The organism is Stagnimonas sp. FW305-C-60, from assembly GCF_058782965.1.
This window is the reverse complement of the sequence record NZ_JBYSYF010000004.1, coordinates 43,246-68,689: the sequence shown is the minus strand read 5'-3', so window position 1 is coordinate 68,689 and position 25,444 is coordinate 43,246. Positions and strand designations below refer to the sequence as shown.

At 68.9% G+C, this 25,444-nt stretch carries 27 protein-coding genes and 2 tRNA genes; 13 read left to right on the top strand and 16 right to left on the bottom strand.

Annotation, left to right across the window (positions count from 1 at the left end; genetic code table 11):
* Nucleotides 1-153: 153 nt before the first annotated feature.
* The 3 genes from AC3WT6_RS13280 (at nucleotide 154) to AC3WT6_RS13270 (ending at nucleotide 1,679) form a co-directional block, all read left to right on the top strand.
* Nucleotides 154-546, top strand: a complete 393-nt coding sequence (locus tag AC3WT6_RS13280) for an RNA-binding S4 domain-containing protein (protein WP_492654082.1) — start codon at nucleotides 154-156, stop codon at nucleotides 544-546.
* Nucleotides 547-574: 28 nt separating this feature from the next.
* A complete protein-coding gene (locus AC3WT6_RS13275; protein ID WP_492654081.1) occupies nucleotides 575-1,276 on the top strand; it encodes a YoaK family protein in 702 nt (233 codons plus the stop codon).
* Between the two features lie 79 nt (nucleotides 1,277-1,355).
* The gene (locus tag AC3WT6_RS13270) at nucleotides 1,356-1,679 is read left to right on the top strand and encodes a hypothetical protein (protein ID WP_492654080.1); all 324 of its coding nucleotides are present in this window, start codon (nucleotides 1,356-1,358) and stop codon (nucleotides 1,677-1,679) included.
* A gap of 35 nt (nucleotides 1,680-1,714) precedes the next feature.
* Here AC3WT6_RS13270 and AC3WT6_RS13265 read toward each other — a convergent pair whose 3' ends face one another.
* From AC3WT6_RS13265 to AC3WT6_RS13250, 4 genes are all read right to left on the bottom strand, one after another.
* A complete protein-coding gene (locus tag AC3WT6_RS13265) occupies nucleotides 1,715-2,512 on the bottom strand; it encodes an endonuclease/exonuclease/phosphatase family protein (protein ID WP_492654079.1) in 798 nt (265 codons plus the stop codon).
* Between the two features lie 113 nt (nucleotides 2,513-2,625).
* Entirely contained in the window at nucleotides 2,626-4,131 is a 1,506-nt protein-coding gene (locus AC3WT6_RS13260; RefSeq protein WP_492654078.1) for a DEAD/DEAH box helicase, read from the bottom strand.
* A gap of 143 nt (nucleotides 4,132-4,274) precedes the next feature.
* Nucleotides 4,275-4,676: a CBS domain-containing protein gene (locus AC3WT6_RS13255; RefSeq protein ID WP_492654077.1), complete on the bottom strand. Its 402-nt coding sequence runs from the start codon at nucleotides 4,674-4,676 to the stop codon at nucleotides 4,275-4,277.
* Between the two features lie 93 nt (nucleotides 4,677-4,769).
* Complete coding sequence (locus AC3WT6_RS13250; RefSeq protein ID WP_492654076.1) at nucleotides 4,770-5,930, bottom strand: mechanosensitive ion channel family protein; 1,161 nt, start codon at nucleotides 5,928-5,930, stop codon at nucleotides 4,770-4,772.
* Between the two features lie 68 nt (nucleotides 5,931-5,998).
* On the opposite strand from AC3WT6_RS13250, the gene AC3WT6_RS13245 reads away from it, so the two are divergent.
* Nucleotides 5,999-7,369 (top strand): MBL fold metallo-hydrolase, encoded by a 1,371-nt coding sequence (locus tag AC3WT6_RS13245; protein ID WP_492654075.1) that lies wholly within the window; start codon nucleotides 5,999-6,001, stop codon nucleotides 7,367-7,369.
* 13 nt (nucleotides 7,370-7,382) lie between these two features.
* On the opposite strand, the gene AC3WT6_RS13240 is transcribed toward AC3WT6_RS13245, so the two are convergent.
* From AC3WT6_RS13240 to hemA, 8 genes are all read right to left on the bottom strand, one after another.
* Nucleotides 7,383-7,625 carry a hypothetical protein gene (locus AC3WT6_RS13240; protein ID WP_492654074.1) on the bottom strand — a complete coding sequence of 81 codons (243 nt, stop codon included), beginning with the start codon at nucleotides 7,623-7,625 and terminating at the stop codon, nucleotides 7,383-7,385.
* Nucleotides 7,626-7,654: 29 nt separating this feature from the next.
* Nucleotides 7,655-7,846 (bottom strand): hypothetical protein, encoded by a 192-nt coding sequence (locus AC3WT6_RS13235; RefSeq protein ID WP_492654073.1) that lies wholly within the window; start codon nucleotides 7,844-7,846, stop codon nucleotides 7,655-7,657.
* Nucleotides 7,847-7,854: 8 nt separating this feature from the next.
* Entirely contained in the window at nucleotides 7,855-8,178 is a 324-nt protein-coding gene (locus AC3WT6_RS13230; RefSeq protein ID WP_492654072.1) for a hypothetical protein, read from the bottom strand.
* 6 nt (nucleotides 8,179-8,184) lie between these two features.
* Nucleotides 8,185-8,931, bottom strand: a complete 747-nt coding sequence (locus AC3WT6_RS13225; RefSeq protein ID WP_492654071.1) for a HesA/MoeB/ThiF family protein — start codon at nucleotides 8,929-8,931, stop codon at nucleotides 8,185-8,187.
* Entirely contained in the window at nucleotides 8,928-9,803 is an 876-nt protein-coding gene (gene prmC / locus AC3WT6_RS13220; RefSeq protein ID WP_492654070.1) for a peptide chain release factor N(5)-glutamine methyltransferase, read from the bottom strand. The genes AC3WT6_RS13225 and prmC overlap by 4 nt, the downstream gene beginning before the upstream one ends.
* Complete coding sequence (locus AC3WT6_RS13215) at nucleotides 9,800-10,201, bottom strand: hypothetical protein (protein ID WP_492654069.1); 402 nt, start codon at nucleotides 10,199-10,201, stop codon at nucleotides 9,800-9,802. The genes prmC and AC3WT6_RS13215 overlap by 4 nt, the downstream gene beginning before the upstream one ends.
* Nucleotides 10,201-11,295, bottom strand: coding sequence for a peptide chain release factor 1 (gene prfA / locus AC3WT6_RS13210; protein WP_492654068.1), 1,095 nt, complete (start codon nucleotides 11,293-11,295; stop codon nucleotides 10,201-10,203). Before prfA ends, AC3WT6_RS13215 begins: the two co-directional genes overlap by 1 nt.
* 107 nt (nucleotides 11,296-11,402) lie before the next feature.
* Nucleotides 11,403-12,668, bottom strand: coding sequence for a glutamyl-tRNA reductase (gene hemA / locus AC3WT6_RS13205; protein ID WP_492654067.1), 1,266 nt, complete (start codon nucleotides 12,666-12,668; stop codon nucleotides 11,403-11,405).
* Between the two features lie 129 nt (nucleotides 12,669-12,797).
* Between hemA and AC3WT6_RS13200 the strand changes: the two genes are divergently transcribed.
* The 9 genes from AC3WT6_RS13200 to AC3WT6_RS13160 all read left to right on the top strand — a co-directional run bounded on the left by AC3WT6_RS13200 (nucleotide 12,798) and on the right by AC3WT6_RS13160 (nucleotide 19,927).
* Nucleotides 12,798-14,516 (top strand): tetratricopeptide repeat protein, encoded by a 1,719-nt coding sequence (locus tag AC3WT6_RS13200; RefSeq protein ID WP_492654066.1) that lies wholly within the window; start codon nucleotides 12,798-12,800, stop codon nucleotides 14,514-14,516.
* Between the two features lies 1 nt (nucleotide 14,517).
* Nucleotides 14,518-15,150 (top strand): lipoprotein insertase outer membrane protein LolB, encoded by a 633-nt coding sequence (lolB, locus tag AC3WT6_RS13195; RefSeq protein WP_492654065.1) that lies wholly within the window; start codon nucleotides 14,518-14,520, stop codon nucleotides 15,148-15,150.
* A complete protein-coding gene (ispE, locus tag AC3WT6_RS13190) occupies nucleotides 15,147-15,992 on the top strand; it encodes a 4-(cytidine 5'-diphospho)-2-C-methyl-D-erythritol kinase (RefSeq protein ID WP_492654064.1) in 846 nt (281 codons plus the stop codon). Before lolB ends, ispE begins: the two co-directional genes overlap by 4 nt.
* Before the next feature lie 3 nt (nucleotides 15,993-15,995).
* Nucleotides 15,996-16,070 (top strand) — tRNA-Gln (locus AC3WT6_RS13185).
* Nucleotides 16,071-16,164: 94 nt separating this feature from the next.
* Nucleotides 16,165-17,115, top strand: coding sequence for a ribose-phosphate diphosphokinase (locus AC3WT6_RS13180; protein ID WP_492654063.1), 951 nt, complete (start codon nucleotides 16,165-16,167; stop codon nucleotides 17,113-17,115).
* A gap of 108 nt (nucleotides 17,116-17,223) precedes the next feature.
* Nucleotides 17,224-17,916, top strand: a complete 693-nt coding sequence (locus AC3WT6_RS13175; RefSeq protein WP_492654062.1) for a 50S ribosomal protein L25/general stress protein Ctc — start codon at nucleotides 17,224-17,226, stop codon at nucleotides 17,914-17,916.
* A 130-nt stretch (nucleotides 17,917-18,046) separates the two neighbouring features.
* Entirely contained in the window at nucleotides 18,047-18,628 is a 582-nt protein-coding gene (gene pth, locus AC3WT6_RS13170; protein WP_492654061.1) for an aminoacyl-tRNA hydrolase, read from the top strand.
* 64 nt (nucleotides 18,629-18,692) lie between these two features.
* Nucleotides 18,693-19,790 carry a redox-regulated ATPase YchF gene (gene ychF, locus AC3WT6_RS13165; RefSeq protein WP_492654060.1) on the top strand — a complete coding sequence of 366 codons (1,098 nt, stop codon included), beginning with the start codon at nucleotides 18,693-18,695 and terminating at the stop codon, nucleotides 19,788-19,790.
* Nucleotides 19,791-19,850: 60 nt separating this feature from the next.
* Nucleotides 19,851-19,927, top strand: a tRNA-Met gene (locus AC3WT6_RS13160).
* 62 nt (nucleotides 19,928-19,989) lie between these two features.
* On the opposite strand, the gene AC3WT6_RS13155 is transcribed toward AC3WT6_RS13160, so the two are convergent.
* The 4 genes from AC3WT6_RS13155 to AC3WT6_RS13140 all read right to left on the bottom strand — a co-directional run bounded on the left by AC3WT6_RS13155 (nucleotide 19,990) and on the right by AC3WT6_RS13140 (nucleotide 25,431).
* The gene (locus AC3WT6_RS13155; RefSeq protein ID WP_492654200.1) at nucleotides 19,990-22,056 is read right to left on the bottom strand and encodes a S9 family peptidase; all 2,067 of its coding nucleotides are present in this window, start codon (nucleotides 22,054-22,056) and stop codon (nucleotides 19,990-19,992) included.
* Nucleotides 22,057-22,153: 97 nt separating this feature from the next.
* A complete protein-coding gene (locus tag AC3WT6_RS13150) occupies nucleotides 22,154-23,407 on the bottom strand; it encodes a serine hydrolase domain-containing protein (protein ID WP_492654059.1) in 1,254 nt (417 codons plus the stop codon).
* Between the two features lie 49 nt (nucleotides 23,408-23,456).
* Nucleotides 23,457-23,852, bottom strand: coding sequence for a hypothetical protein (locus AC3WT6_RS13145; protein WP_492654058.1), 396 nt, complete (start codon nucleotides 23,850-23,852; stop codon nucleotides 23,457-23,459).
* A gap of 16 nt (nucleotides 23,853-23,868) precedes the next feature.
* A complete protein-coding gene (locus AC3WT6_RS13140; RefSeq protein WP_492654057.1) occupies nucleotides 23,869-25,431 on the bottom strand; it encodes an FGGY-family carbohydrate kinase in 1,563 nt (520 codons plus the stop codon).
* Nucleotides 25,432-25,444 lie beyond the last annotated feature (13 nt).

Below are 25,444 nucleotides of genomic sequence, written 5' to 3'. Positions count from 1 at the left end.
GACAGCGCGGCGGGGCTTGGGTTTAAATGGCCGCCTACTTTAGAGCAGCCCGCGCATGTCCGAGGTTTATCTCCCGCCGGTTATGGCGTCGATCACCGCCGGCAACGCCCTGCGGTCACCGACGGTGGTCGGCGCGCGCCGCCGGCAAGGCCCGTGACCCCGCGCCGGGTCGACAGCCTGCGGCTGGACAAATGGCTGTGGGCGGCGCGCTTCTACAAGACCCGCAATCTCGCCAAGCAGGCCATCGACAGCGGCCATGTGAAGCTCGACGGTGAGCGCGCCAAGACCAGCAAGGAGCTGCGTCCGGGTCAGCGCCTGCAGCTGCGGCGCGGCCAGGAGGAGCTCGAGCTGCTGGTGCTGGCGCTGTCCGACCAGCGCGGCGGCGCGCCCGAGGCGCAGACGCTCTATGAGGAGACCGCCGCCAGCCGCGAGCGCCGGGCCCAGGCGGCGCTGGAGCGGCGTGCCAACGCGGTCCTGCATCCGGAGGGCAAGCCGACGCGGCAGCAGCGGCGCGCTATCCTAGGCGTCAAGCGCGGTGCCGACTGAGCGCGCAACCCATTTCCGCCTCCCATCCATGCCGTATTCCACCAGCTCCCACCGCCAGCTTGATCGCTGGCTGTTCATCGGTGGGCCACTGCTGGCGCTGATCGCCGGCTACGTCAACGTCATTCTGCTGATGAGCTTTTCGGTGCCGGTCAGCCACGTCACCGGCTCAATCGCGCACCTGGGCCTGGACGGCGCCCACCACGACGCCGAACACCTGCGCCTGGCCGCCAGCATGGTGCTGGCCTTTCTGATCGGCGCCGCGATCACCGGCTACTGGACCGAGGGCCAGATGTTCCAGCACCGGCGCCGCTATGGCCTGGTGTTCGTGGTGCAGGGCCTGATGTTTGGTCTCGCCGCCCACTGGCTGGCCCAGGAGAGCACCTGGGCGGTACCCGCCGCCGCACTGGGCTGCGGCATGCAGAACGCGCTGGCCAGCAGCTACCGCGGCCTCAACCTGCGCACCACCCACATGACCGGGATCATCACCGACATCGGTGTGCTGCTGGGCCTGCGCGCCCGCGGTCACCAGATCCAGTGGTGGCGGCTGGCGCTGCTGGCGCTGATCTTCACCGGCTATCTGCTGGGCACGGTGATGGGCGTGCTGGTCGCCGACCGCTGGCGGGCGCTGGCGCTGTATCTTTCCGCCTGGACCTGTCTGATCGGCGGCACCAGCTACCTCTTGCTGTTCCCGCGCCTGAATGGCGCCGGCGCGGCCAAGTCCAGCAGCTAGTTTCCCAGCACGATTCAGGCAGGGTTTAGCTTCGGCCGCCACTAATGCCGCGGTCCTTTTGATTGCCACGGAGTCAGCCATGAATTTTTCCCGCACCGCCCGCCTGCTGTTGGTCCTGGCTGCCTTCGGCAGCGGCCTCGCGGCGGCGACCGAACCGGTGGTGGTGCTGCACGGCAGCGGCGCGCCCGGCGACAGCCGCTTCAGCCTGCGCGACGAGCCCTCGGCCAGTTGCAGCGCACCCGGCGTCGGCGATTGCAGCAGCTGCTCGGTGAGCTGCCCGCAGGGTCAGGCGGCGGTGTGCAAGCCGGGCAAGGTGCAGGCGGCGCTGGGTGACGGCAGCTGCCAGCGCGAGCCGGTGTGCCGCTGCGACAACGCCAGCTCGGAGCCGGCGACCCGCCGCTAAACGGTGAGGCCGGCGCCCCAGCGTCGGGGCCGGAGCTAGAGACTGACCTCGGCCGCCAGCGGCAGATGGTCGGAGAGCTTGGACCAGGGCGCCGGGCTCAAGCTCAGCGGCGAGGCCTGCTGAAAATTGCGCAGGTAGATGCGGTCCAGCCGCATCAGCGGCCAGGCGGCGGGAAAGCTGCGGGCCGCCTGCCCCTGGCTGCCCACCCAGAGCTCCTCCAGGCCCACCCGCCGCAGCGGCCGGTGCAGACTGCCGCGCCAGTCGTTGAAGTCGCCGGCCACCAGCAGCGGCGCCTCCGGCGGCACCTTCACCTGGATCAGCGCCATCAGCCGCTCGACCTGCTCGCGGCGGTGCGATTCCAGCAGGCTCAGATGGGCGCAGAACAGGTGCATGTCCGGCCGCCCGCCCGGCAGCCGCAGCACGCAGTGCAACAGCCCGCGCCGCTCCGGACCGGCGATGGAGATGTCGTGGTTGTCGTAGTGGACGATGGGAAACTTCGACAGCACCGCGTTGCCGTGATGGCCTTCGGTGTAGACGGCGTTGCGGCCGTAGGCGTACTGATTCCAGATCGAGTCGGCGAGAAATTCGTACTGCGGCTGCGTCGGCCAGTTGGCGTGGCGCGCGCGGTGCCCCTCGTGCTCGCCCTGCACTTCCTGCAGAAACACCACGTCGGCGGACATGCCGCGTATCGCCTCGCGCAGCTCGTGCAGCACGAAGCGGCGGTTGAAGGCGTTGAAGCCCTTGTGGGTATTGAGCGTCAGCAGGCGCAGATTCAATGGCCCGCTACCGGCCAATGCGTCCTCGACAGGTAACTGCGTCTCGTCCTTGAGCATGCGCTGCCTTCCCCTAGCGAGCGGTAATGCACCCTATGCTGGCGCATTTACCGCCGTTGGCAAGGCAGGCACGCCGGGCGGCGGGCATGGCGCGGCAAGCGGTTTGCCGGATTTCAGCGCCCGCCGCGCGGCCCCGAACGGTGCTGGCCGGGGCGGCCGGAGCCGCCCGGACGACCGCCACCACTCGGCTTGGCCTGGTGCGCCGGCAGATTGCCGCGACCGGTGCCCGGCGCGAAGCCGCCACCGGAGGATTCCGCGCGCGCCGGCTGGCCGCCATTGCGACGCTCGGCCGGACGCGCGGCGGCACTCGCCGGCTGCGGACTCGCCGGCCGGTTCCAGGAATCACCACGCCCGGCAGCCGCCGGGGCAGATGAACGAGCGCCACCGCCGCCACGTGACTCGGAGCGACCCTGACCACCGCCCTGACGGCCACGACCACCCTGGGGCGGACGCGGCGGGCGCGGCGGCTCCGGCTTGTCGGCGGCGGCGCTGGGCACGAAGCCCTGCACGGTCAACACCGGAATCTCGCGCTTGATCAGGCGCTGGATGTCGCGCAGGAAGGCGCGCTCGTCCGGGGCGCAGAAGCTCAGCGCCTCGCCGTCGTTGCCGGCGCGACCGGTGCGGCCGATGCGGTGCACGTAGTCCTCGGGCACGTTCGGCAGCTCGAAGTTGATGACGTGCGGCAGCTGGTCGATGTCGATGCCGCGGGCGGCGATGTCGGTGGCGACCAGGGCGCGGATCTTCTTCGCCTTGAAGTCGGCCAGCGCCTTGGTGCGCGCGCTCTGGCTCTTGTTGCCGTGCAGCGCGGCGGCGGGCAGGCCCACTTCGTTCAAGTAGTCGCAGATGCGGTTGGCGCCATGCTTCATGCGCGCGAACACCAGCACCTGCTGCCAGTCACCCTGACGCATCAGATAGCTGAGCAGTTCGCGCTTGTGGCGCTGCTCGACGTAGGTGACCTTCTGGCTGACGGTGTCGATGGTCGAGTTGCGCGGCGCAATGTCGATCTCGCGCGGCGCATGCAGGAAGGTCTTGGCGAGCGTGCGGATCTCGTCCGAGAAGGTCGCCGAGAACAACAGGTTCTGGCGCTTGGCCGGCAGCACCTTGAGCACCCGCTTGATGTCGTGGATGAAGCCCATGTCGAGCATGCGGTCGGCTTCGTCGAGCACGAAGAATTCGAGCTTGGAGAGATCACAGATGCGGTCGTTGATGTGCTCCAGCAGACGGCCGGGCGTGGCGATGATGATGTCGACGCCGCGACGCAGCGCGTCGATCTGCGGCTGGTGGCCGACGCCACCGAAGATCACCGTGCTCTTGAGCGGCAGATCCTTGCCGTAGGTGGCGATGCTCTCGGCGACCTGGGCCGCGAGTTCGCGGGTGGGGGTGAGCACCAGGGCACGCGGATAGCGCTTGGCCGGCAGCGGCACGCTGGCCAGCTTGTGCAGCATCGGCAGGGTGAAGCCGGCGGTCTTGCCGGTGCCGGTCTGGGCGGCGGCCAGCAGGTCATGACCTTCCAGCACCACCGGAATGGCGCGCTGCTGGATAGGAGTGGGGGTGGTGTAGCCCTCGCGGGAAACAGCATTCAGCAGGGCTTGATTCAAGCCCAGTTCGGCAAACGACATCTAGGGGAACTCCGGGAGCGCCGTCGAAAGGGCGTGCAGTCCTCGAAACCGAAGTCTGACGGCAGGGCGCGCGACGGTGAACCGCACCCAGTGAAGGGGGCGGATTATACGGGCTGCGGGGAAAACTGCCTGAACAGCGCCGCTCAGGCGTCGTCGTGGATCGCTTTGAGCACGTCGCGGCGCGAGATCTGGCCGACCAGGCGGCCGTCTTCCACCACCGGGAAGCGCTTGTAGGGCGAGTCGAGGAAACGGTTGGCGACTTCGAGCAGAGTGTCGTCCGGCGACAGGCAGCGCACGCTGGCGGTCATGAAGTCGCGTACCGCGCCGGGCGAGACGCCTTCGTAGCTGGCGACCACCGCGACTTTCAGGCAGTCCTTCTCGGACAGCATGCCGACCAGGCGGCCGCCCTCCTCGCAGACCGGTGCCCCGGAGTGGCCACTCTTCACCAGGGCGCCGATGGCGCTCATCACGTCGGTGTCCGGCGTGAAGGTGAGCAGGTTGCGGGTCATGTGGTCGCGCACGCTGTGCGCGCTCAGGTCAGCCATGATCTTGATCCTCCCGCGCCATGTCAGCGCTGGACCAAGACTAGCCGAAGCCGGGGTCGGTCGGCAGCCCTCCGAACGGACGAGTAGCCGCCTTCAGGGCGCGCGCTCGGTAGGCTCCGGCCGCGCCGTCGGCAGGCCGCCGCCGAGCAGCTCCAGCTGCTGCTTGCCGGTGGTCAGGTGGATGCCCTCGGCGGCGAACGCGGCCAGGATCGCGTAGCGCAGCTCGCTGGCGATGCCGCCACGGTCGTGGACATTGCTGACATAGCCGCCGATCTCGAAGCTGAGCGTGCCGTTGCCAAAGTCCTTGAGCACCACATAAGGCCCGCCCAGGCCCGGCACCTGACCGGCCTGGATCAAGCGCGGGCTGGCGCGGGTCACCGCCTGCAGCACGGCGCTGACCTTGGGCGCCTGCCCCTCGTCGGACACCGGCACCGCCATCACCACCCGGCCGTAGGTGTTGCCGTAGGTGAGGTTCTCGACTCGGGTGGAGATCAGCTCCGAGTTGGGGACGATGATCATGGTCTTGTCCCAGGTCTCGATCTCGGTGGCGCGGATGCGGATGTGGCGGATGAAGCCCTCGGTGGCGCCCACCTTCACGTAGTCACCCACCCGCACCGGCCGCTCGAACAGCAGGATCAACCCGGAGACGAAGTTGTTGATGATGTTCTGCAGGCCGAAACCGATACCCACCGACAGCGCGCCGGCGACGATAGCCAGCTTGCTCAAGTCCAGGCCCGCCACCGACAGACCCACCATCGCGGCGATGATGAAGGTGATGTAGCCGAACAGCGTCGCCACCGACACCCGCACGCCGGGATCCAGATGCGAGAGCGGCAGCCAGTCCTCCTCCAGCTTCTTCTTGATGTAGCGGGTGAAGGTGATGAGCAGGAAGAACCAGATCAGCCCCAGCAGCAGGCTGGACGGCACGATGTGCGACTTGCCGATCTTCACACCCTTGCCGGTCAGCACCTCGCTGACCCTGTCGCCCAGGTCGTGCTGCCCCCAGACGTGCAGCAACAGGAAACCGATGAAGGGCCAGAGCACGAACTGGTAGCTGAGCGTCAGCCACTTCAGCTCGGAGATGTGCTTGCCCTCGGCCACGCCGATGCGCTTACGCAGGCGCCGCTGCCAGGCGTAGCGGCCGGAATCCAGGGTACGGGTGAGAAACTCCACCGCCAGCGAACAGACGATGCCGAAGGCGATCAGCAGCAAGGTGCTGGTGGTGGGGCTGGCGGTGAACCAGGTGGGCAACATGCGCGGGTCATCTGGATGCGAGGGGCTGGCATTTTCCATCATTGGGACGCTCGTGCCAGCATGTCGGCATGAACGCCACCGCCCACAGCAACATCCGCGACGCCGTCACCGCCGTCATCCTCCACGATGGCCGCCTGCTGATGGTGCGCCGCCAGCCGAGCCTGAATTCGTTCGCCGGCTTCCACGCCTTTCCCGGCGGCAAGGTCGATGCCGCCGACGCCGAAGGGCCGGAGCCGGTCTTGCGCTGCGCCGACCATGCCCCACGGCTGATCACCGCACTGCTGCGCGAGGTGCAGGAAGAGCTGGGCATCGATCTCGACGCCCTGGCGCGCGCCGGCGCCGTGCAGGGCCTGCACTGCCTGGGCGAGGCCACCACCCCGCCGATTTCGCCGGTGCGCTTCCGCACCCACTTCTATCGGGTAGATCTCGGCCATGCGCCGGAGCCGGTGCCTGACCTGGGCGAGATCGCCGAGGCCAGCTGGGCAACACCGGCGGAATGGATGTCGCGCTACCGCGACGGCCGCCTGCTGCTGGCGCCGCCCACCCTGGACGTGCTGCTGGCGCTGGAGGCCGAGGCCGCCATCACCAGCATCCCGGCGCTGGACGAGGACAACGACCGCACCGGCGCGGTCAATGCCCTGCGCAGCATCGAGCCGCTGCACGGCCTCAAGCAGGTGTTCGTGCGCTCGCACACCCTGCCGCCGGCCCAGCACACCAATGCCTTCCTGATCGGCGACAAGTACAAGGTCCTGGTCGACCCCAGCCCGCGCGACCGCGAGGAACTGGAGCGGCTGATCGCCCTGCTCGATGTCACCGGTGTCGACGAGGTGCTGCTCACCCACCACCACCCCGACCACCGGCAGTACGCCAACGAGATCGCCGAGCGCTACGACATTCCGCTGGCGATGAGCGACACCACCCGCAAGCTGCTGGGCATGGCCGCGCCCGGCTTCTTCGGCGAGCTGTTGCTGCGCACCTACGACGAGGGCGACGTGGTGACCCGTTGGCTCGGGCGGCCAGTGCGGGTGGTGGCGGTGCCCGGCCACGACGAGGGCCAGATCGCGCTGATGCCCGACGGCCGCGAGTGGTGCATCGTCGGCGACCTGATCCAGGGCGTCGGCACGGTGGTGATCCACAAGCCGGAAGGCCACATGGGCCGCTACTTCCAGACGCTACAGAAAGTGATCGACCTCAACCCGGCGGTGATCATCCCCTCGCACGGTCAGGCGCTGGGCACCGTGCACCGCCTGGAGGAAACCCTGAAGCACCGGCGCCTGCGCGAGCAGGCGGTGCTGGAACTGCATCAGGCCGGCAAGGCCATCGACGAGATGCTGCCGCTGATCTACCAGGGCCTGGATCCGCGCCTGCTGCCGCTGGCGCGCGCCAACATCGAGAGCCATCTCGACAAGCTGCTGGAAGAAGGCCGGCTGGCGGCCTGAGCGCCGCCCTGGGTTACTGCGGCGCTTCCGCCGCCTTGAGCTGCGCATCGAGATCGGCCTTGCGCTGGTCGTTGGCATCCAGCGCGCCATCGACCTTGTTGGCGATGGCGTCGCCGGCATAGCCGATCGCCTCGGTGTTGCGGATGCCCTGGGTCTCGGCGCGGCCCTGGGGCTGGTCGACCTTCTTGGGCTCCGGCGTCGGCTGGCAGGCGGCGAGCGGCAGCAACAGCAGGGTGGCAATCAGGACGGGTTTCATGGTCTTGCTCCGGGGTTGTAAGCGAAATCTCACCAGTAGCCGCTGGGCTTGTCCGGATCTTCGGGCTCCTGGCCCGGAGCGGCGGCGGGCGGCGGTGTAGTGGCCGGCGGCGCGCCGTTCTGGCGGCGGCTGCGGAAGTGCGAAACCGCGCGCAGAGTGGCGAACGGCCCGACGATCAGGGCCACCACCAGGACCAGCACCCAGACCAGGGTCGCGTTCATCGCCCAGGCTAATCGGTGACCGCCAAGGGCTGTTCCTGCAGACCGTCGGCCAGGCGCCGCCAGCCGCGCATCTCCAGCACGCCCTTGGTGTTGAGCGAGATCACCAGATGCAGGCCGTCGCCGCTCAGCTCGTCCGGCAGGGGCTCGGCGGCGCTGGTGGGCTTGGAATAGCAGCGGGCGTACACCGCGGTGCCCGGCTCCGGCTCGCCTTCGTGATAGCGCAGCGCACCCGACTGCACCCAGCCGCGGCTGCTGTCCGGCGCCGCCAACTGGGCGGCATGGAGGATCTGGATGGCGAGACGGCGCGGCAGCACCAGCGGCGTAGGAGTCATGGCGAATCAGGCAAGGGAAGCAGCCGCGCCGCAGTGCGGGCAGGCGGGATCAGGGACCAGACGCAGCTTACGCCAGTCGAAGCGGCGCGCATCCCAGAGATGCAGTTGGCCGGCATTGTCGGTCTGCCCCAGCAGCAACTGGATCGCCAGCAGGGCTTGCAGGGCACCGATCACGCCGACCACTGGGCCGAGCACGCCGGCATCCTCGCAGGTCTCGGCGCGCTCGCCGGCATCCGGGTACAGGCAGGCATAGCAGGGTCCGCCCCGGCGCAGGTCGAAGGCGGCAACCTGTCCTTCCAGCCGGATCGCGGCACCGGAAACCAGGGGCTTGCGGGCGCGCACGCAGGCGGCATTGATGGCGAAGCGGGCCGGAAAATTGTCGGTGCAGTCGAGCACCACATCAGCCTCGGCGACCCGGGCCGGAAACTGCGCCAGCTCGGTCTCGCCGTCCAGGGTTTCCACCGTCAAGCTCGAGTCCAGCGCCAGCAGGCGCTCGCGGGCGGCATCGAGCTTGCGGCGGCCGACATCGGCCTCGGTAAAGAGCAACTGGCGTTGCAGATTGCTGCGCTCGACCCGGTCGCGGTCGGCCAGCACCAGGCGGCCGATGCCGGCGGCGGCGAGATAGAGCGCGGCTGGGCTGCCCAGGCCGCCGCAGCCGACGATCAGCACGCTGGAATCGCGCAGCAACTGCTGGCCGGCGACGCCGACCTCGGGCAGCACCACCTGGCGCGCGTGGCGGCGGAAGTCGCTCATCGCGCCGCACCCGGCCAGCGGCCGCCACTGACCCGCTCCTGGCCGCCGTAGTCGCGGCGGCTGCTCACCTCGTCGAAGCCGGCGGCGGCCAGTAGGGCGCGCACCGCCGCGCCCTGGTCGTAGCCGTGCTCCAGCAACAACCAGCCGCCGGGCGCCAGCCGCACCGGCGCCTGCGCGATCAGGCGGCGCAGGCAGTCGAGGCCATCGGGTCCGGAGACCAGGGCCAGGCGCGGCTCGTGGCGCAGCGCCGGCAGATGCGGGTCGCCCTCGGCGATGTAGGGCGGGTTTGCGACGATCAGCTCGAACGGCGCCGGCGTCGGCCAGTCCAGGCTGTCGGCCTCGACGAACTCCAGCCGCGACAGGCCCAGCGCGGCGGCGTTGCCGCGCGCGACCTCCAATGCGGCCGGCGAGAGATCGCTGGCAAGCAGGTGCGCGGTGGGACTGGCCTCGGCGATGGCGAGCGCCACGCAACCGCTGCCGGTGCAGACATCCCAGACCCTGGGTTCGGCGCAGCCGGCGGCCTGCCAGGCGGCGAGCCGCTCCAGCGCCCAGTCGACCAGATGCTCGGTGTCGGCGCGCGGGATCAGCACGTCCGGGCTGACCTGCAACTCGATCTGCCGGAACGGCTGACGGCCGCTGAGATAGGCATAGGGTTCGCCGGCGGCGCGGCGCGCCAGCAGTTGTTCGTAGCGCTGCAACTGTTCGGCGCTGGGCGCGGCGACCAGACCGGCGGCGAGCCGGCTGCGGCTGCTGCCCAGCACCTCGGCGAGCAGGCGCTCGGCCTCGGCGCGCGGCGACTCGCTGACCGCCGCCAGCCGCGGCGCGGCCTCGCGCAGCAGGGCTTCGGTCACCGCGACCGCCGTCTCGCTCAAGGCGCGGGCGGGCAGTTGAAGCTACAGACCTGCTGGCTGCTCACCACGCCGCCGCAGCCCTGGAAGCAGACGCGGTGATCGGACTCGCACTGATCCTGGTCGCTGCTGGAACTGGAAGCGCTACAGATGCGGCGCTGGCAGTGGCTCTTCTCGGGGTCGGCGCCCTGCACGGTGAGGCAGCGCTCGAAGTCGTCGCGCGCCTCGCGCTCGCAGCGCAGCTGGCGGTTTTCGGCGCGCAGGTCGGCGTTGATGCGGCACTGGCTCTTGCTCACATCGCACTGGGCGATGCAGGCGCGGCCCTGGGCGTCGGAAGGCGGCGTGTAGCGGTACTGGGTTTCGTAGATCGGCCCGCAGGAGGCCAGCAGGAGCGTCGCCAGGGCAGCAAGAAAAATGCGCATCAATAGTCTCCGTTACCACTGGTGAGGTCGGCGAGCAGCTCGGCCTGGTGTTCGGCCAGCAGCGGCTGGATCACCGGATCGAGATCGCCCTGCATCACCCGATCGAGCTGGTACAGGGTGAGGTTGATGCGGTGGTCGGTGATCCGGCCTTGGGGGAAATTGTAGGTGCGAATGCGCTCGCTGCGGTCGCCGGAGCCGACCAGCTTCTTGCGGGTGGCGGCCTGCTCGCTAGCCGCCTTCTGCCGCTGCGCATCGATCAGGTGCGCGGCGAGCAGGGTCATGGCCTTGGCGCGGTTCTTGTGCTGGCTGCGCTCGTCATCGCATTCGACGATCACCCCGGTCGGGATGTGGGTGATGCGGATCGCCGACTCGGTCTTGTTGACGTGCTGGCCGCCGGCGCCGCTGGCCTTGAAGGTATCGACCTTCAGATCGGCCGGGTTGATCTCCACCTGCGTTTCCTCCACCTCCGGCAGCACCGCCACCGTCGCAGCGCTGGTGTGGATGCGGCCCTGGGCCTCGGTTTCCGGCACCCGCTGCACGCGGTGGGCGCCGGACTCGAACTTGAGCTGCGAATAGGCGCCGTAGCCGACGATGCGGCTGATGACTTCCTTGTAGCCGCCATGCTCGCCCTCGCTCAGCGAGATGCGCTCCAGCGTCCAGCCGCGCGACTCAGCGTAGCGGCTGTACATGCGGAACAGGTCGCCGGCGAAGATCGCCGCCTCGTCGCCGCCGGTGCCGGCGCGGATCTCCAGAAACACATTGTTGCCGTCGAGCGGATCGCGCGGCACCAGATAGCTCTGCAATTCTTTTTCCAGCGCCTCGATGCGCGCTTCCACCGCCGGCAGCTCGGCCTCGGCCATGGCGCGCAGCTCGCGGTCGCTGTCGTTGCGCATCGCCAGCAGATCCTCGCGCTCCTGGCTCGCGGCCCTATGACCGCCATAAGCCTCGACCAGCGGGCCCAGCTGCGCGTATTCCTGCGAGAGGCGCCGGAACAGGTCGTTGTTGGCGGCCACCGAGGGCTCGGCCAGTTCGCGCTCGATCTCGGAGCGGCGCTCGGCCATCTGCGACAGTTTTTCCAGCAGGGAAGGTTTCATGATGGGATCGCCTTACGGCCCTCCCCGCCTGCGGAAGAGGTTTGGACGGGATCCCCGCGTCGCGCGGGCGCCCCAGCCCAGCCTTTCCCCAAGCCGGGGAAAGAGCGCTAATTGTCGGATTCGGTGGGCAGATCGAACAGCGTCTGCGCGGCATTGAGCAGCAGCGCCTGTTCGACCGCGTCGGCGCGCTTCAAGGCGGCGCTCGGCGCGTGCAGCAGCTTGTTGGCGAGCGTGTCGGCGACGAACTGCATCACCGCCTCCGCCGGCTCGCCGCTGGCGAGCTTGCGACGGGCTTTTTCCAGCACCTCGTCGCGGTGGCCGCGCGCCTGCTGGCGCAGCGCGCGGATGGTCGGTGCCGCGTCGCGCGACTCCAGCCAGCGGGAGAACTCGCGGGCGTGTTCTTCCAGCATCGCCTCGGCCTGCTGGGCGGCGGTCTCGCGCGCCTTCAGGTTCTCGGCGATCACCGCGCGCAGGTCATCGACGGTGTAGAGGTAGCAGTCTTCCAGCTCGCGGATCTTGGGATCGAGGTCGGCCGGCACCGCCAGGTCGATCAGGAACACCGGCTTGCGGCGGCGCTTGGCGAGCGCCGCCTCCATCTGCGGCCGGCCGATCAGGTAGCCGCGCGCGGCGGTGGAGGACACCACCAGGTCGGCGTCGGCGAGATGACTGGGAATGTCATCCAGCGAGCAGGCGAAGGCGCCGAGTTCCCGGGCCAGGCTCTGAGCATTCTCGATGGAGCGGTTGGCGATGATCATCCGGCCGATGCCCTGCCCGCGCAGGTGGCGGGCGAACAGGCGGATGGTCTCGCCGGCGCCCACCAGCAGGGCGGTCTGGCGCGAGAAGTCGGTGAAGATGCGCTTGGCGATCTGCACCGCCGCATAGGCGGCCGACACCGGATGGGCACCGATCTCGGTGTCGGTACGCACCCGCTTGGCGACCGCGAAGCTGTGCTGGAACAGGCGGGTGAGCACCGGCCCCAGCGTGCGGGTCTCGGTGGCCACCGCATAGGCCTGCTTCATCTGGCCGAGGATCTGCGGCTCGCCGACCACCATGGAATCCAGGCCCGAAGCCACCCGCAGCGAGTGCAGCACGCTGCTCAGGTCGCGGTGCACATAGAGGTGCTTTTCCAAAACGCCGGCCTCGGCCTGGCGCTCGCGCCGCCACCATTCGGTGAGCCGGGACTCGTGCTCGGGCTCGGCGACGGTGAAGATTTCGGTGCGGTTGCAGGTGGACAGGATCGCCGCCTCGCAAACGCCCGGCAGCCCACGCAGGCGGGTCAGCGCCTGCGGCAGCTCGGCATCGGTGAAGGCGAGCCGCCCGCGCGTCTCGACCGACGCGGAGTGGTGGCTCAGCCCTAGCGTGATCAAGGACATGTGGCTACCTGAAACATTTCCCCATTGTCCCGCATCCTCTGAAAGGCCGACAAGCGAATGCCCGCCGGTGGGCGTAAAATTGCTTTCGTCCAGCGCCCTATCGCTGGCCCACCCAGAGACAGACGCCCCGTGTTGGAAGCCAGCGCCAGCCGCGTACCCGCTCACCTCACCCTCCCCCTCCTGCTGATCTGGGCCACCGCCCTCGCCTACGCACAGCCGGCCTTGGCCACGGCCGAGCCGGCGCCGGCGCTGCGCTCACCGCAGGCCCAGGCCCAGTACCACGTGCTGGCGGGAGAGATGGCCGCCGGCCGGCAGATGCCGGAAATGGCCGCGCAGGAATTCCTGCGCGCTCTGGAGTTTTCGCCCGATCCGGCGCTCGCCGCCCGCGCCACCGCCATGGCCCTGGCCGCCAAGCGCGAGGATCTGGCGCTGGCCGCCGCCAAGAAATGGCTCTCCGCCGAGTCCTCCAGCCTGGAGGCGCGCGAGGTGCTGGCGCGGCTCAATCTGCGCGCCGGCAATGCGGCCGAGGCGCTGGCGCAGTGCCAGGCCATCGTCAAGGGGCACCCCGGCGGCGAGTCCGACGGCTACCGCCATGTTGCCCTGCTGCTCTCGCAGGACCGTGAGACCGCCGAACCGGCGCTGGCGCTGATGAAGACCCTGGTCGCCGAAAAGCCGCAGCTGGCCGGTGCTCAGCGTGCGCTGGCGCTGCTGGCGTTTCGCTACGACGACGCCGCGTTGACCGAGAAAGCCGCCCGCGAAGCCCTGCGGCTGGCGCCCAACGAGCGTGAATCGACCCTGCTGCTGGTCGGCGCCTTGGTCAAGAAGGGCGACGTCGCCGGTGCCGACACGGTATTCGAGAACCTGGTGCGCGAGCAGAAGAACCCGGCCGATCTGCGCCTGGGCTACAGCAAGCTGCTGATCGATGCCAACCAGCGCATCTCGGCCCGCGAACAGCTGCAAAAGGTGCTCAAGCTCGACGCCGCCAGTGTCGACGCGCACTTCGCGCTGGCCCTGCTGCTGCTCGACGAGCGCAAGCCCGACGAGGCCGAGCCGCACCTGAAGCTCCTGCTCGACAACCCAGAGCGCCGCAACGACGCCGCCTACTACCTGGGCCGCATCGCCGAAATGCGCCGCCAGCCGGAGGTGGCGCTGGGTTGGTACGAGCGGGTGCAGGCCGGCTCCCAGGTGTTTGACGCCTATCTGCGCCGCGCGCGCATGCTCTCGCAGCTGCGGCGCATGCCCCAGGCGCGCGAGTTGCTCGCCGGCTTGCGCGCCCAGTTCCCGCCACTGTCCAGCCGGCTGTATGCGGCCGAGGGCGAGCTGCTGAGCCAGCAGGACGCTTTCCTGGAGGCGCTGAGCGTCTACGACAACGCGCTCAAGGAAAGCCCGGACGATCCCGAGCTGCTCTACGCCCGCGCGCTGTTGCACGAGCGCATGGGCCGCATGGAGCTGTCCGAGGCCGATCTGAAGCGGGTGCTGGCCAAGGACGGCAACGACGCCCGTGCACTCAATGCCCTGGGCTATCTGCTGACCGTGCACAGCACCCGTTACGAGGAGGCGACCAGGCTGATCAGCCGAGCCGCCGAGCTGAGCCCCAACGACCCGGCGGTGCTGGATTCCCTGGGCTGGGTGCTGTTCAAGCAGGGCAAGACCCGCGAGGCGCTGCCACCGCTGCTGCGCGCCTACGAAATCTTTCAGGACGCGGAAGTCGCCGCCCATCTCGGCGAAGTGCTGTGGACGCTGGGCGAGAAGGAGCGCGCCCGCACGGTCTGGGACGCCGCCGCCAAGCTCGACCCCGAGCACCGCGTATTGCGCGAAACGATTCAGCGGCTGGCGCCCACGCGCTGAAATGTTCCGGCCTGCCCTCGCGCCGGCTCTGCTGGCGCTCGCCTTGAGTCTGGCCCTGGGCGCCTGCGCGCCCTTGCAGACCACGCCTTCCCCCGAAGGCCAGGCCAACGCGGCCAAGGCCTGGGAGCAGCGGCGCAGCCAGCTGGAGGCCTACGAGGGCTTTGAATTGCAGGGGCGGCTGGCGGTCAAGGGCGGCGGCCTGTCCGGTGCGCTGCGCTGGCAGCAGGCCGGCAGCCGCTTCCGTCTGCGCCTGGCCGGCCCTTTCGGCGCTGGAGCGTTGAGTCTGGAAGGAGACGACGCCCTGGTGGCGATCAAGAGCAAGGACCTCGACCTGGTGACCGCCGAACCCGAGGCGGTGCTGGCCAGCCGCACCGGCTGGCGGCTGCCGCTGACGGCCCTGCGCTGGTGGGTGCTGGGCCTGCCCGCGCCGGACGCCCCGGCCAGTGTGCAGCTCGATGGCGAAGGCCGGCCGCTGGGCTTCGGCCAGCTCGGCTGGCAGCTGCGCTATAGCGACTGGCGCCCCGGCAGCCCCAGCCTGCCCGGCCGCATCGAGGCCCAGCAGGAAGCCTGGCAGGCGCTGCTGCTGATCGAGAACCTGAGCCTGGGCGCCGCGCCGGCGCTGAGCGCGCCATGAACCCGGCCCTCTGGCCGGCGCCGGCCAAGATCAACCTGTTCCTGCACGTCCTCGGCCGCCGCGCCGACGGCTATCACCGCTTGCAGACCCTGTTCCAGTTCCTCGACTACGGCGACGAGCTGCGCTTCCAGCTGCGCGAAGACGGCCAGATCCGGCGCAGCGCCGGCCCGGAAGAGATTCCCGAGGACAGCGACCTCGCCATCCGCGCCGCCCGCGCCCTGCGCGCTGCCTGTGCCGGCCGTCAGGGCGTGGACATCGCAGTCGACAAGCGCACACCCGCCGGCGCCGGCCTGGGCGGCGGCTCCTCCGACGCCGCCACCGTGCTGGTCGCGCTCAACCGGCTCTGGGACTGCGGGCTGGACAACGACCGCCTGGCCGCCATCGGCCTGACGCTGGGCGCCGACGTGCCGGTGTTCGTGCGTGGTCTCGCCGCCTGGGCCGAGGGCGTCGGCGAACAGCTGACGCCGGTGCAGCTCCCGGAGCCCTGGTACGTGGTGCTGGTCCCGCCGGTGCAGGTCGCCACCGCCGCGATCTTCGGCGCGCCCGAGCTCAAGCGCGACAGCGCGCCGATCACCCTGGCCGACTACCTGGCCGGTGCCGGCCACAACGACTGCACACCGGTGACCACCACGCGCTATCCGCTGGTCGCCGAGGCCATGCGCTGGCTACAGACCCAGGGCTACCAGGCCCGCATGTCCGGCACCGGCGGCGCGGTGTTCGCGGCCTGTCGCGACGAAAGCGAGGCCAGGGCCACGGTGGCCAGGGCGCCAGCCGAGTGGCGCGGCTTCGCGGCGCGCGGGCTGAATGTCTCTCCCCTCGCGGCTATAATTCGCGCCGCTTGATGTTGGGGCGTCGCCAAGTGGTAAGGCAGCAGGTTTTGATCCTGCCTATCGGTGGTTCGAATCCATCCGCCCCAACCATTTCATTTCTCTGCAAGCCTGCGCCGCAGGCCCAGACAAACGGAATGCTCCAGCGCTCATCTTCTGTCCACGCCAGCCAGCAGGAACCGCCCGCATGTCCGACTCCCTGATGCTCTTTTCGGGCAACGCCAACCGCAAGCTGGCGCAGGACATCGCCAACTATCTGAAGCTGCCGCTGGGGCAGGCCACGGTCGGCAAGTTCTCCGACGGCGAGGTGCAGGTTGAACTGCTGGAGAACGTGCGCGGCCGCGACGTCTTCGTGGTCCAACCGACCTGCGCGCCGACCAACGACCACATCATGGAGCTGTGCATGATGCTGGACGCCCTGGAACGCTCCTCGGCACGCCGCATCACCGCCGTGGTGCCCTACTTCGGCTACAGCCGCCAGGACCGCCGCATCCGCTCCGCCCGCGTGCCGATCTCGGCCAAGGTGGTGGCCGACATGCTGGTGCACTCCGGCGCCGACCGCGTGGTCACCGTCGATCTGCACGCCGAGCAGATCCAGGGCTTCTTCGACGTCGCGGTCGACAACATCTACGCCTCGCCGATCCTGCTTGGCGACATCTGGCGCCAGAACTACGACAACCTGATCGTCGTCTCCCCCGACGTCGGCGGCGTGGTGCGCGCCCGCGCACTGGCCAAGCGCCTCGACGACGCCGACCTGGCGATCATCGACAAGCGCCGCCCGCGCCCCAACGAGTCGAAGGTGATGAACATCATCGGCGACGTGCGCGGCAAGTGCTGCGTGATGATCGACGACCTGGTCGACACCGCCGGCACCCTCGGCAAGGCCGCCGACGCCCTGAAGGAAGCCGGCGCGGTGAAGGTGGTGGCCTATGTCACCCACGCGGTGCTGTCGGGCAACGCCGTCAGCAATCTGATGAACTCCACTCTCGACTCGCTGGTGGTGACCGACACCATCCCGCTGACGCCGGAGGCGGCCGCCTGCGGCAAGATCCGCCAGCTGTCGATCGGCGGCCTGCTGGCCGAGACCATCCGCCGCGTCAGCGCCGAAGAGTCGGTCAGCTCGCTGTACGACGACTGAGGCCGGCGAGTCACGCCGACTACCGCCCGCCGCCCCTGAGCGGCTATACTCCGCGCCCTTTCGCCCGGTCGCAGGCGAAAGATTCACCATTTTCCGGAGTAGTCCCCCATGAAAGAATCCTTCGTCGTCAACGCCGAAGTCCGCAACGATCAGGGCAAGGGTGCGAGCCGCCGCCTGCGTCGTGAGGGCAAGGTCCCGGCCGTCCTGTATGGCGGTCATGAAGGCGCGCAGTCGCTCGCCGTCAACCACAACGAGCTGAAGAACCACCTCAAGACCGAGGCCTTCTACAGCCACATCCTGACCCTGGACGTTGGCGGCAAGCAGCAGCAGGTGGTGCTCAAGGACTTGCAGCGTCACCCGCTGCGTCACGAAGACATCCTGCACCTCGACCTCTACCGCATCCTTGCCGACAAGCTGCTGCGCCGCGCTGTGCCCCTGCACTTCGTGGGTACCGACATCGCGCCGGGTGTGAAGATCAACGGCGGCAAGCTCGAGCATCTGCACAATGAAGTGGAAGTCGAGTGCCTGCCCAAGGATCTGCCCGAGTACATCTCGGTGGACGTCTCCAAGCTCGAACTGAACCAGTCCATCCACCTCTCCCAGCTGCAGGTTCCGGAAGGCGTGAAGCTGACCAGCCTGCTGCGCGGCAAGGACGATGGCGTCTGCGCCATCCACGCGCCGAAGGTGGCGGAAGAAGTGGTTGCCGAAGCCCCGGCCACCGCCGAAGTTCCGGCCGCCAACCAGAAGGCGCCGGCCGCCGCTGCCGCGGCACCGGCCAAGGCCGCTCCGAAGAAGAAGTAAGCCGACGCAGTCGCCAACACCACCCTGCCTTGTCCGCCGGGTGGCATTGGCACCGCTCGGCGGCTCCTTCCCTACGCAGTCGACCCCATCCGTTCGCAAGACCCGGATGGGGTTTTCGCTTTAGAGCTCCATGTCCAGCCCCGCTCTCATCGCCATCGTCGGCCTGGGCAATCCCGGCCCGGACTACGAACGCACCCGCCATAACGCCGGCTTCTGGTTTGCCGACGCGGTGGCGGCGCGCTGGCGCGGCAGCTTTCGCACCGAGAGCAAGTTTTTTGGCCAGCTGGCGCGCGTGAAGATCGAGGGCAGCGATGTGCTGCTGCTCAAGCCCGCCACCTTCATGAACCGTTCCGGCCAGGCCGTGCAGGCGCTGATGCAGTTCTACAAGTTGAGCCCCGCCGAACTGCTGGTGGCGCACGACGAGCTGGATCTGCCTGCCGGCGAGATGCGCCTGAAGCTGGGCGGCGGCCATGGCGGCCACAACGGCCTGCGCGACATCCATAAGCCGCTGGGCGATGGCTATCGCCGGCTGCGCATCGGCATCGGTCATCCCGGCGACAAGAATCTGGTGCTCAACTACGTGCTCGGCCGGCCTTCCAAGGCCGACGAGGACGCCATCCACCAGGGCCTGGAGCGCGCCGTCGATGCGCTGCCGATCTGGCTGGGCCAGAGCTGGGACAAGGCCTTGCAGCAACTACACACCACCAGCTGAGGCACGGGCCTCGGGGCGCAAGCCGCCTCTCCCACCTCGGTTCTCACTTCTTACGGAGACAAACATGGGCATCAAGTGCGGCATCGTCGGGCTCCCCAACGTCGGCAAATCAACGCTCTTCAACGCCCTGACCAACGCCCAGAACGCGGCGGCCGAGAACTATCCGTTCTGCACCATCGAGCCGAATGTCGGCATCGTGCCGGTGCCCGATCCGCGCCTGGACGCGCTGGCGGTGATCGTCAAGCCGCAGCGCACGGTGCCCACCACCGTGGAATTCGTCGATATCGCCGGCCTGGTTGCGGGTGCGTCCAAGGGCGAAGGCCTGGGCAACCAGTTTCTCGGCCATATCCGCGAAACCGACGCCATCGCCCACGTCACCCGCTGCTTCGTCAACGACGACATCATCCATGTCAGCGGCGGCGTCGATCCGATCCGCGACATCGAGGTGATCAACACCGAGCTGGCGCTGGCCGACCTCGACACCGTCGGCAAGGCAGTGGACCGCAACGCCAAGCTGGTGCGCGCCGGCAACAAGGAGGCGGCCGCCAAGCAGCTGGTGCTGGAACGCGTGCAGGCCCACCTCAACGAAGGCCAGGCGGTGCGGGCCTTGAACCTCGACGCCGAGGAGAAGCTGGCGATCCGCGACCTGATGCTGATCACCGCCAAGCCGGCGCTCTACATCGCCAATGTCGACGAGGCTTCGCTCAAGCACGGCAACGAAAACCTTTCCAAGGTCCAGGCCTACGCCGCCAAGGAAGGCGCCCAGGTGGTCGCCGTGTGCGCTGCCATCGAGGCCGAGATCGGCCAGCTCGACGAAGCCGACAAGGCCGAGTTCCTCAAGGATCTGGGGCTGGAGGAGCCGGGCCTGAACCGTGTCATCCGCGCCGGCTACGCCCTGCTCGGCCTGCAGACCTACTTCACTGCCGGCGTTCAGGAAGTGCGCGCCTGGCAGGTCAAGAAGGGCGCCACCGCCCCGCAGGCGGCGGCGGTGATCCACACCGACTTCGAGAAGGGCTTCATCCGCGCCGAAGTGATCGCCTACGAGGACTTCATCCAGTACAAGGGCGAGGCCGGCGCCAAGGAAGCCGGCAAATGGCGGCTGGAAGGCAAGGACTACATCGTCGCCGAGGGCGATGTGATGCACTTCCGCTTCAATGTCTGACCGCCGGGACTCGACGCCACCCCGGTCATTCCTTAAACTTCGCGCCCCTGTAAATCGATTGGTGATGTAGCTCAGACGGTTAGAGCGAGGGATTCATAACCCCTAGGTCGGCGGTTCGATTCCGCCCATCACCACCAGACAGCAACCAAGCCCCGGCTTTCGCCGGGGCTTTTTTGTTTCCGCCGCGTCCGGCAGAAGGCTAGTTCGCCGCCGGTGCCGGCTTGAGCGCTTCGGTCAGGCCCGGCACGAACTCGGCGCCGACCTTCACCTGCAGGCTCGAATTCTCGAAGTCCTTGCCCACCGCCTCGGCGCGGCCACCCAGGCATTTGCCCAGGAAGGCTTCGGAAATGGCGTAGAAGGACTGCCGGTTGGGCGGACGGGCGAAGCCGTGGCCCTCGTCGGGATAGAGCACATAGGTCACCGGGATCTGCTTGGCCTGCATGGCGGCGACGATCTGCTCGGCCTCGGCCTGCTTCACCCGCGGGTCGTTGGCGCCCTGGGCGATCAGTAGCGGCTTCTTGATCTGCTCCACCCGGCTCAGCGGCGAACGCTCGGCCAAGAGCTTCTTGCCCTCCTCGGTGCGCGGATCGCCGACCCGCCTGGCGAACTGCTCGAAGAAGGTCTTCCAGTACGGCGGAATGGTCGACAGCAGGGTGTTGAGGTTGGAGGGGCCGACGATGTCGACGCCGCAGGCGAAGGACTCGGGGGTGAAGGTCAGGCCCACCAGGGTGGCGTAACCGCCGTAGCTGCCGCCGTAGATGGCGACCTTGTCGGCGCTGGTGATCTTGCTGTCGATCGCCCATTGCACGGCGTCGAGCAGGTCTTCGTGCATCTTGCCGGCCCATTCCAGATTGCTGGCGTTGACGAAGTTCTTGCCGAAGCCGGTGGAGCCGCGGTAGTTCACCGACAGCACCGCGTAGCCGCGGTTGGCGAGCCACTGGTGCTCGTTGTCCAGGCCCCACCCGTCACGCGCCCAGGGGCCGCCGTGGACGTTGAGCACCAGGGCCAGGGGCTGGTTCGGCACGCCGTCGCCATCGGGGTCGGACTCGACCGGCAGCGAGAGGTAGCTGACCAGCTTCAGGCCGTCGCGCGCCTTCAGCACCCGGGGATGCATCTTCGCCAGACTCTTGCCCTCGAACCAGGGGCGGTTGGCGAACAGGAATTCCGCCTTGCGGCTGGCACGGTCGTAGACATAGGTCTTGTAGGAGGCGTCGGAGCGGTCGACGCCCACCACCCAGCGGCTGTCGTCCAGGGTGCGGTCCAGCACCTCGAAGTGACCGTCGCCGGCCAACTGGCCCAGCGCCGCGAAATCCGCCTTCACCGCCGCGTCGAGTACCGTCCAGCTCGGTTTCTCGTAGTTGGAGGCCACCGCTTCCAGCACATGGCTGACCGGATTGATGAGCACGTTGTCGACATCGGCGCGGGCGTCCTCGAAGACGATCTTGGGCGCGCTGTCCTTGAGCCCCAGGGTGGCCAGGGCGGCGGTGTCGCGGCCCCGCGAGTCGAGCAGGTAGATCGTCTCGCCCTTGGCGTCCAGGCCCAGGACATTGGTGGTGATCGCGTCCTCCAGGCCGACGCTCACCAGCGGTTGCCACTGGCCCTTGGCGTCGCGCTGGAGGTAGACCATGCTGCCGTCCGGCTCGCTGCGCACCGCCAGCTTCACCGCGTAGTCGTCATCGCTGACATAGCCGGCGAAGCCAGGGTTCTTCTCCACCAGCTTGCGTTTGCCGCTGGCGATGTCGATGCGGTAGAGGTCGTGCAGGGAGTGATCGCCACGGTCATTGAGCCCGACCAGGATCTCGCCGGGCAGCTTGTGGCTGATGCCGTTGATCTCGGCGCGGGTGTTCTTGTAGGGCGTGAGGTCGGTGGTCTTGAGCGTGGCCAGCTCCACCGCGTAGACGTGGAAGTTCTCGTCGCCGCCGGTGTCCTGCAAGTACAGCAGGCGCTGGTTGTCGTAGGCCCACCAGTACTGGCGGATGCCGCGACCGCTGTCCTGGGTCACCGGCTTGGCGGCCTTGGGCTCGCCGGCCGGCGCCACCCAGACATTGAGCACGCCGGCCACCGGCGCCAGCCAGCTCAGGTGCTTGCCGTCCGGCGAGAGCTTGGGCAGGGCCTTGTCGGGATTGCCGAACAGCTCCGAGCGCGGAATCAACGCCGGCTGCGCCACCGGCGCCGCCACCGCCGGTGCCGTGGAGACCGGCGGCGCTTCCTGCTTGCCGCAGGCGGCGAGCAGGGCCAGGGTGGACAAAAGGCAGATTCGCAGCAGGCGCATGGACGGTCTCCGTTTCAGGCTCATTCCCTTGAGCACCGCCTTACCTTAGCGGAGCCAGGTGGCGTTTGGATGCCGGCGGTGGCGCGAGGGTTTAGCGCAGCTGCCGGCCAATGACCGCCATCAGCGCCGCCCAGGGCAGCAGATGCGGCCCCAGAACCGCCTTGCCGGTGACCAGCAGAGCGCCGGAAAGCTCGCGCGCCGGGTCGGCCCAGCCGAGGATGTTCATGAAGCCCAGATGGCCGTAGACGCCGCTGGTGGCGGGGCCGAACAGACTCATCGGCGCGCCCAGCATCATGCCCTCGCTGTAGCGCATCGGCAGCAGCAGCATGGCATCCGGCACGGTGCGCCCGCGCGGCCGCACCGCGCGGGCGATGGTCTCTTCCTTGAGGATGCGCCGGCCCTGCCAGACGCCGCCATCGAGCAGCATCTGGAAGAAGCGCGACAGCTCCTCGGCGGTGGAATACAGATTGCCGGCCGGAATCACCGCGTCCATGAAGGCCGGCGTGTTCGAGGCCGACACCACCTCGTCGAAAGGCACGATCAGCGCCCGCTCGATCAGCGGCGCCACCGGAAACAGCACCGGCAAGCCGGCCGAATAGTTGAGCGCCGCCTGCGCCCGCTGCGACTCCGGCAGGCCATAGCTGAAGTACTTCATGCCCAGCGGCTGGCGCAGCTTCACATCGAGGTATTGCTGGATGGTCTGGCCGGTGACGCGGCGGATCACCTCGCCGAGCACGAAGCCGCCGGTGATGGCGTGATAGGCCACCGGCCGCAGGCGACCGCCGGGCGCGGCGCAGATGCGCTCGATCACGCCGTCCCAGTCGTTGAGCATCTCCACCCGCCGCTCGGGCTTGGGGATCTTCAGCCCCGGCACGCCGGCGCGGTGCGAGAGCACGTCGCTGAGGGTGACGCCGGCCTTGCCGTTGCGGCCGAACTCCGGGAGGTAGTGGGCCACCGGCGCATCGAGGTCGACGCCGCCCTCCTCCGCCAGCTGGTGCATCAGGATGGCGGTCACCGCCTTGGAGGCGGAGAACAGACAGACCGGAGTGTCGAGATCAAGCAGCTGCCGCTGGCTGCCCGCCGGCTCGCGCGGGCCGTTGCCGCGCGCATGGCCGTAGGCGCGGTGCAGCACCACCTGCCCGCGCTTGCGCAGGCACAGCGAGGCGGCCGGATAGGCGCCGCTGCGGTAGACCGCCGCCAGCGCCTGGTCCACCGCCCGGATCGCCGCGGGACTGAGCCCCACGGTTTCCGGCGCCACCTCGGCGCCGATGGTCTGCACGCCGGACAGCGCGCGCGGTACGGCGACCTGCGCGGGCATTAGCCCGCGCGGACTGGGCAATGGCATACCGCTCTCCTCTCAAATGGTCGTTATCGTTCTTGTGCCGCTGCGCCGCTCAGCGCTCTTCATCGTCCTGCAGCAGGCCAGCGTCGAGGCCGCGGCCGTCTTCCTCTTCCTCGCCCAGGCGCTCGCGGTGCTCGATCAGCGCCTCGATCAGCGCGCGGGCCACGCCTTCCTGGTCCATCTGCTCCTCGATCTCCTCGCGCAGCGCCAGGGAGTCGTAGGCGTCGTCGAGCGCGTCGGTGCTCAGCTCCAGGTTCAGCTGGCCGTCCCAGCCCTGCTGAAGCACGAAGGCAACCAGGCTGGGCGGCAGATCCTCGTCGGCGGGGGTGAAGTCCCAGCGCTCCTCGTCGTCGTACCAGAGCACGGCCTGGGGTATCCCGGTCTCGATCCAGGCGATGGCCGCCTCGGCATAGACGGCGGCGAACTGTAGGGCGGTTTGTGGATTCATGCGGTGATCCTAGGTTCTAGGCGGGATAGCCGGTAATGCGGCGGATGCGGTGGTACAGCGGCTTCAGGCGCGGGTACAGCTCCTGGTACACCTCGCGGTAGAGCGCCTGATAGATGCGCACCGCATCGGGATTGGGCTTGAACAACGCGCCGGGGCGGCACATCGCCGACACCGCGCTGGCGTGGTCGGCATGCCAGCCCAGGCCGACGGCAGCGTTGATCGCGGCACCCAGCGCCGAGGTTTCGTACAGGGCCGGGCGCTCAGCCGGCAGGTTGAAGACATCGGCGGTGATCTGCATGGCGGCATCGCTCTGGCTGCCGCCGCCGGCCACCACCAGGCGGCGCACCGGCCGGCGCAGCTTGCGCTCGATCTGTTCGCGGCCGGCGCGCAGGCCGTAGACCAGGCCTTCGAGGATGGCGCGGTAGAAATGCGCGCGGGTGTGCACATCGCCAAAGCCGATGATCGCCCCCTTGGCCTCGGGGCCGGGATCGCGCACGCCGGGACTCCAATAGGGTTGCAGGGTGAGTCCCAGGCTGCCAGGCGGAATGTCGCGCACCAGCTCGTCGAACAAGGATTCCACCGACACCCCGCGCTCGCGGGCCAGGCTCTGCTCGCGGTGCGCGAATTCGCGCTTGAACCAGCTCACCATCCAGAAGCCGCGGTAGATCTGGATCTCGGTGTTCCAGGCGCCCGGCAGCGCGCCCGGATAGGCCGGCAGCAGGCGCTGCACCTCGACGTAGCGGCGCTGGGTGGTGTTGATGGTGGCGGTGGTGCCGAACGACAGCTGCGCCACCTCCGGGTCCAGCGCGCCGCAGCCCAGCACCTCGCAGGCCTTGTCGGCGGCGGCGGCGATCACCGGCAGGCCGGCGGGCAGCCCCAGGGCCTCGGCGGCGGTGGCGGTAAGCGCACCCAGGCGCTCGCTGGGGCGCACCAGCCGCGGCAGCTGCTCGCGCCGCAGCGCCAGCGCCTGCCACTTGAAGTCGCGCGGCGCGGCCCAGTCCAGGGTCTTGTAGTCGAACGGCAGGTAGCCGACCGTGCAGCCGGTGGAATCCACGTACTCGCCGGTGAGGCGGTGGCTGAGCCAGCCGGACAGCAGCAGAAACTTGGCAGTGCGCGCCCACAGCGCCGGCTCGTGCTGGGCTAGCCAGTTGCACTCGGCCTGGCGTTGCAGATGGGCGATCAGGCCGCTGGCACCGGCCAGCGCGAAAGCGGCGCGCCAGAACCACGAAAGCCTGGGCGGCTGGCTGCACTCGCGCTGATCCAACCAGATGATCGCCGGCCGCAGCGTGCGGCCCTGCGCGTCGACGCAGACCACGCTGGCACGCAGGGTGGTGAGCGTCACCGCCGCGATCTCCTCCGGCCGCACCGCCCCGCCCTGCCAGAGCTGCTGGCAGGCGGCGCTGATCGCCTGCCAGTACCGCTCCGGGTCCTGCTCGGCCCAGCCGGGCTGCGGCGAGACGTAGGCCGGCTCGTGCAACACCTGCGCCTGGGCATGCACCCGCCCCTGGGCGTCGAACACCAGGGCGCGGCTGGACTGGGTGCCGACGTCGATGGCGAGAATCCTGTTCTGCTTGTTCATGCGCTCCCCGGTC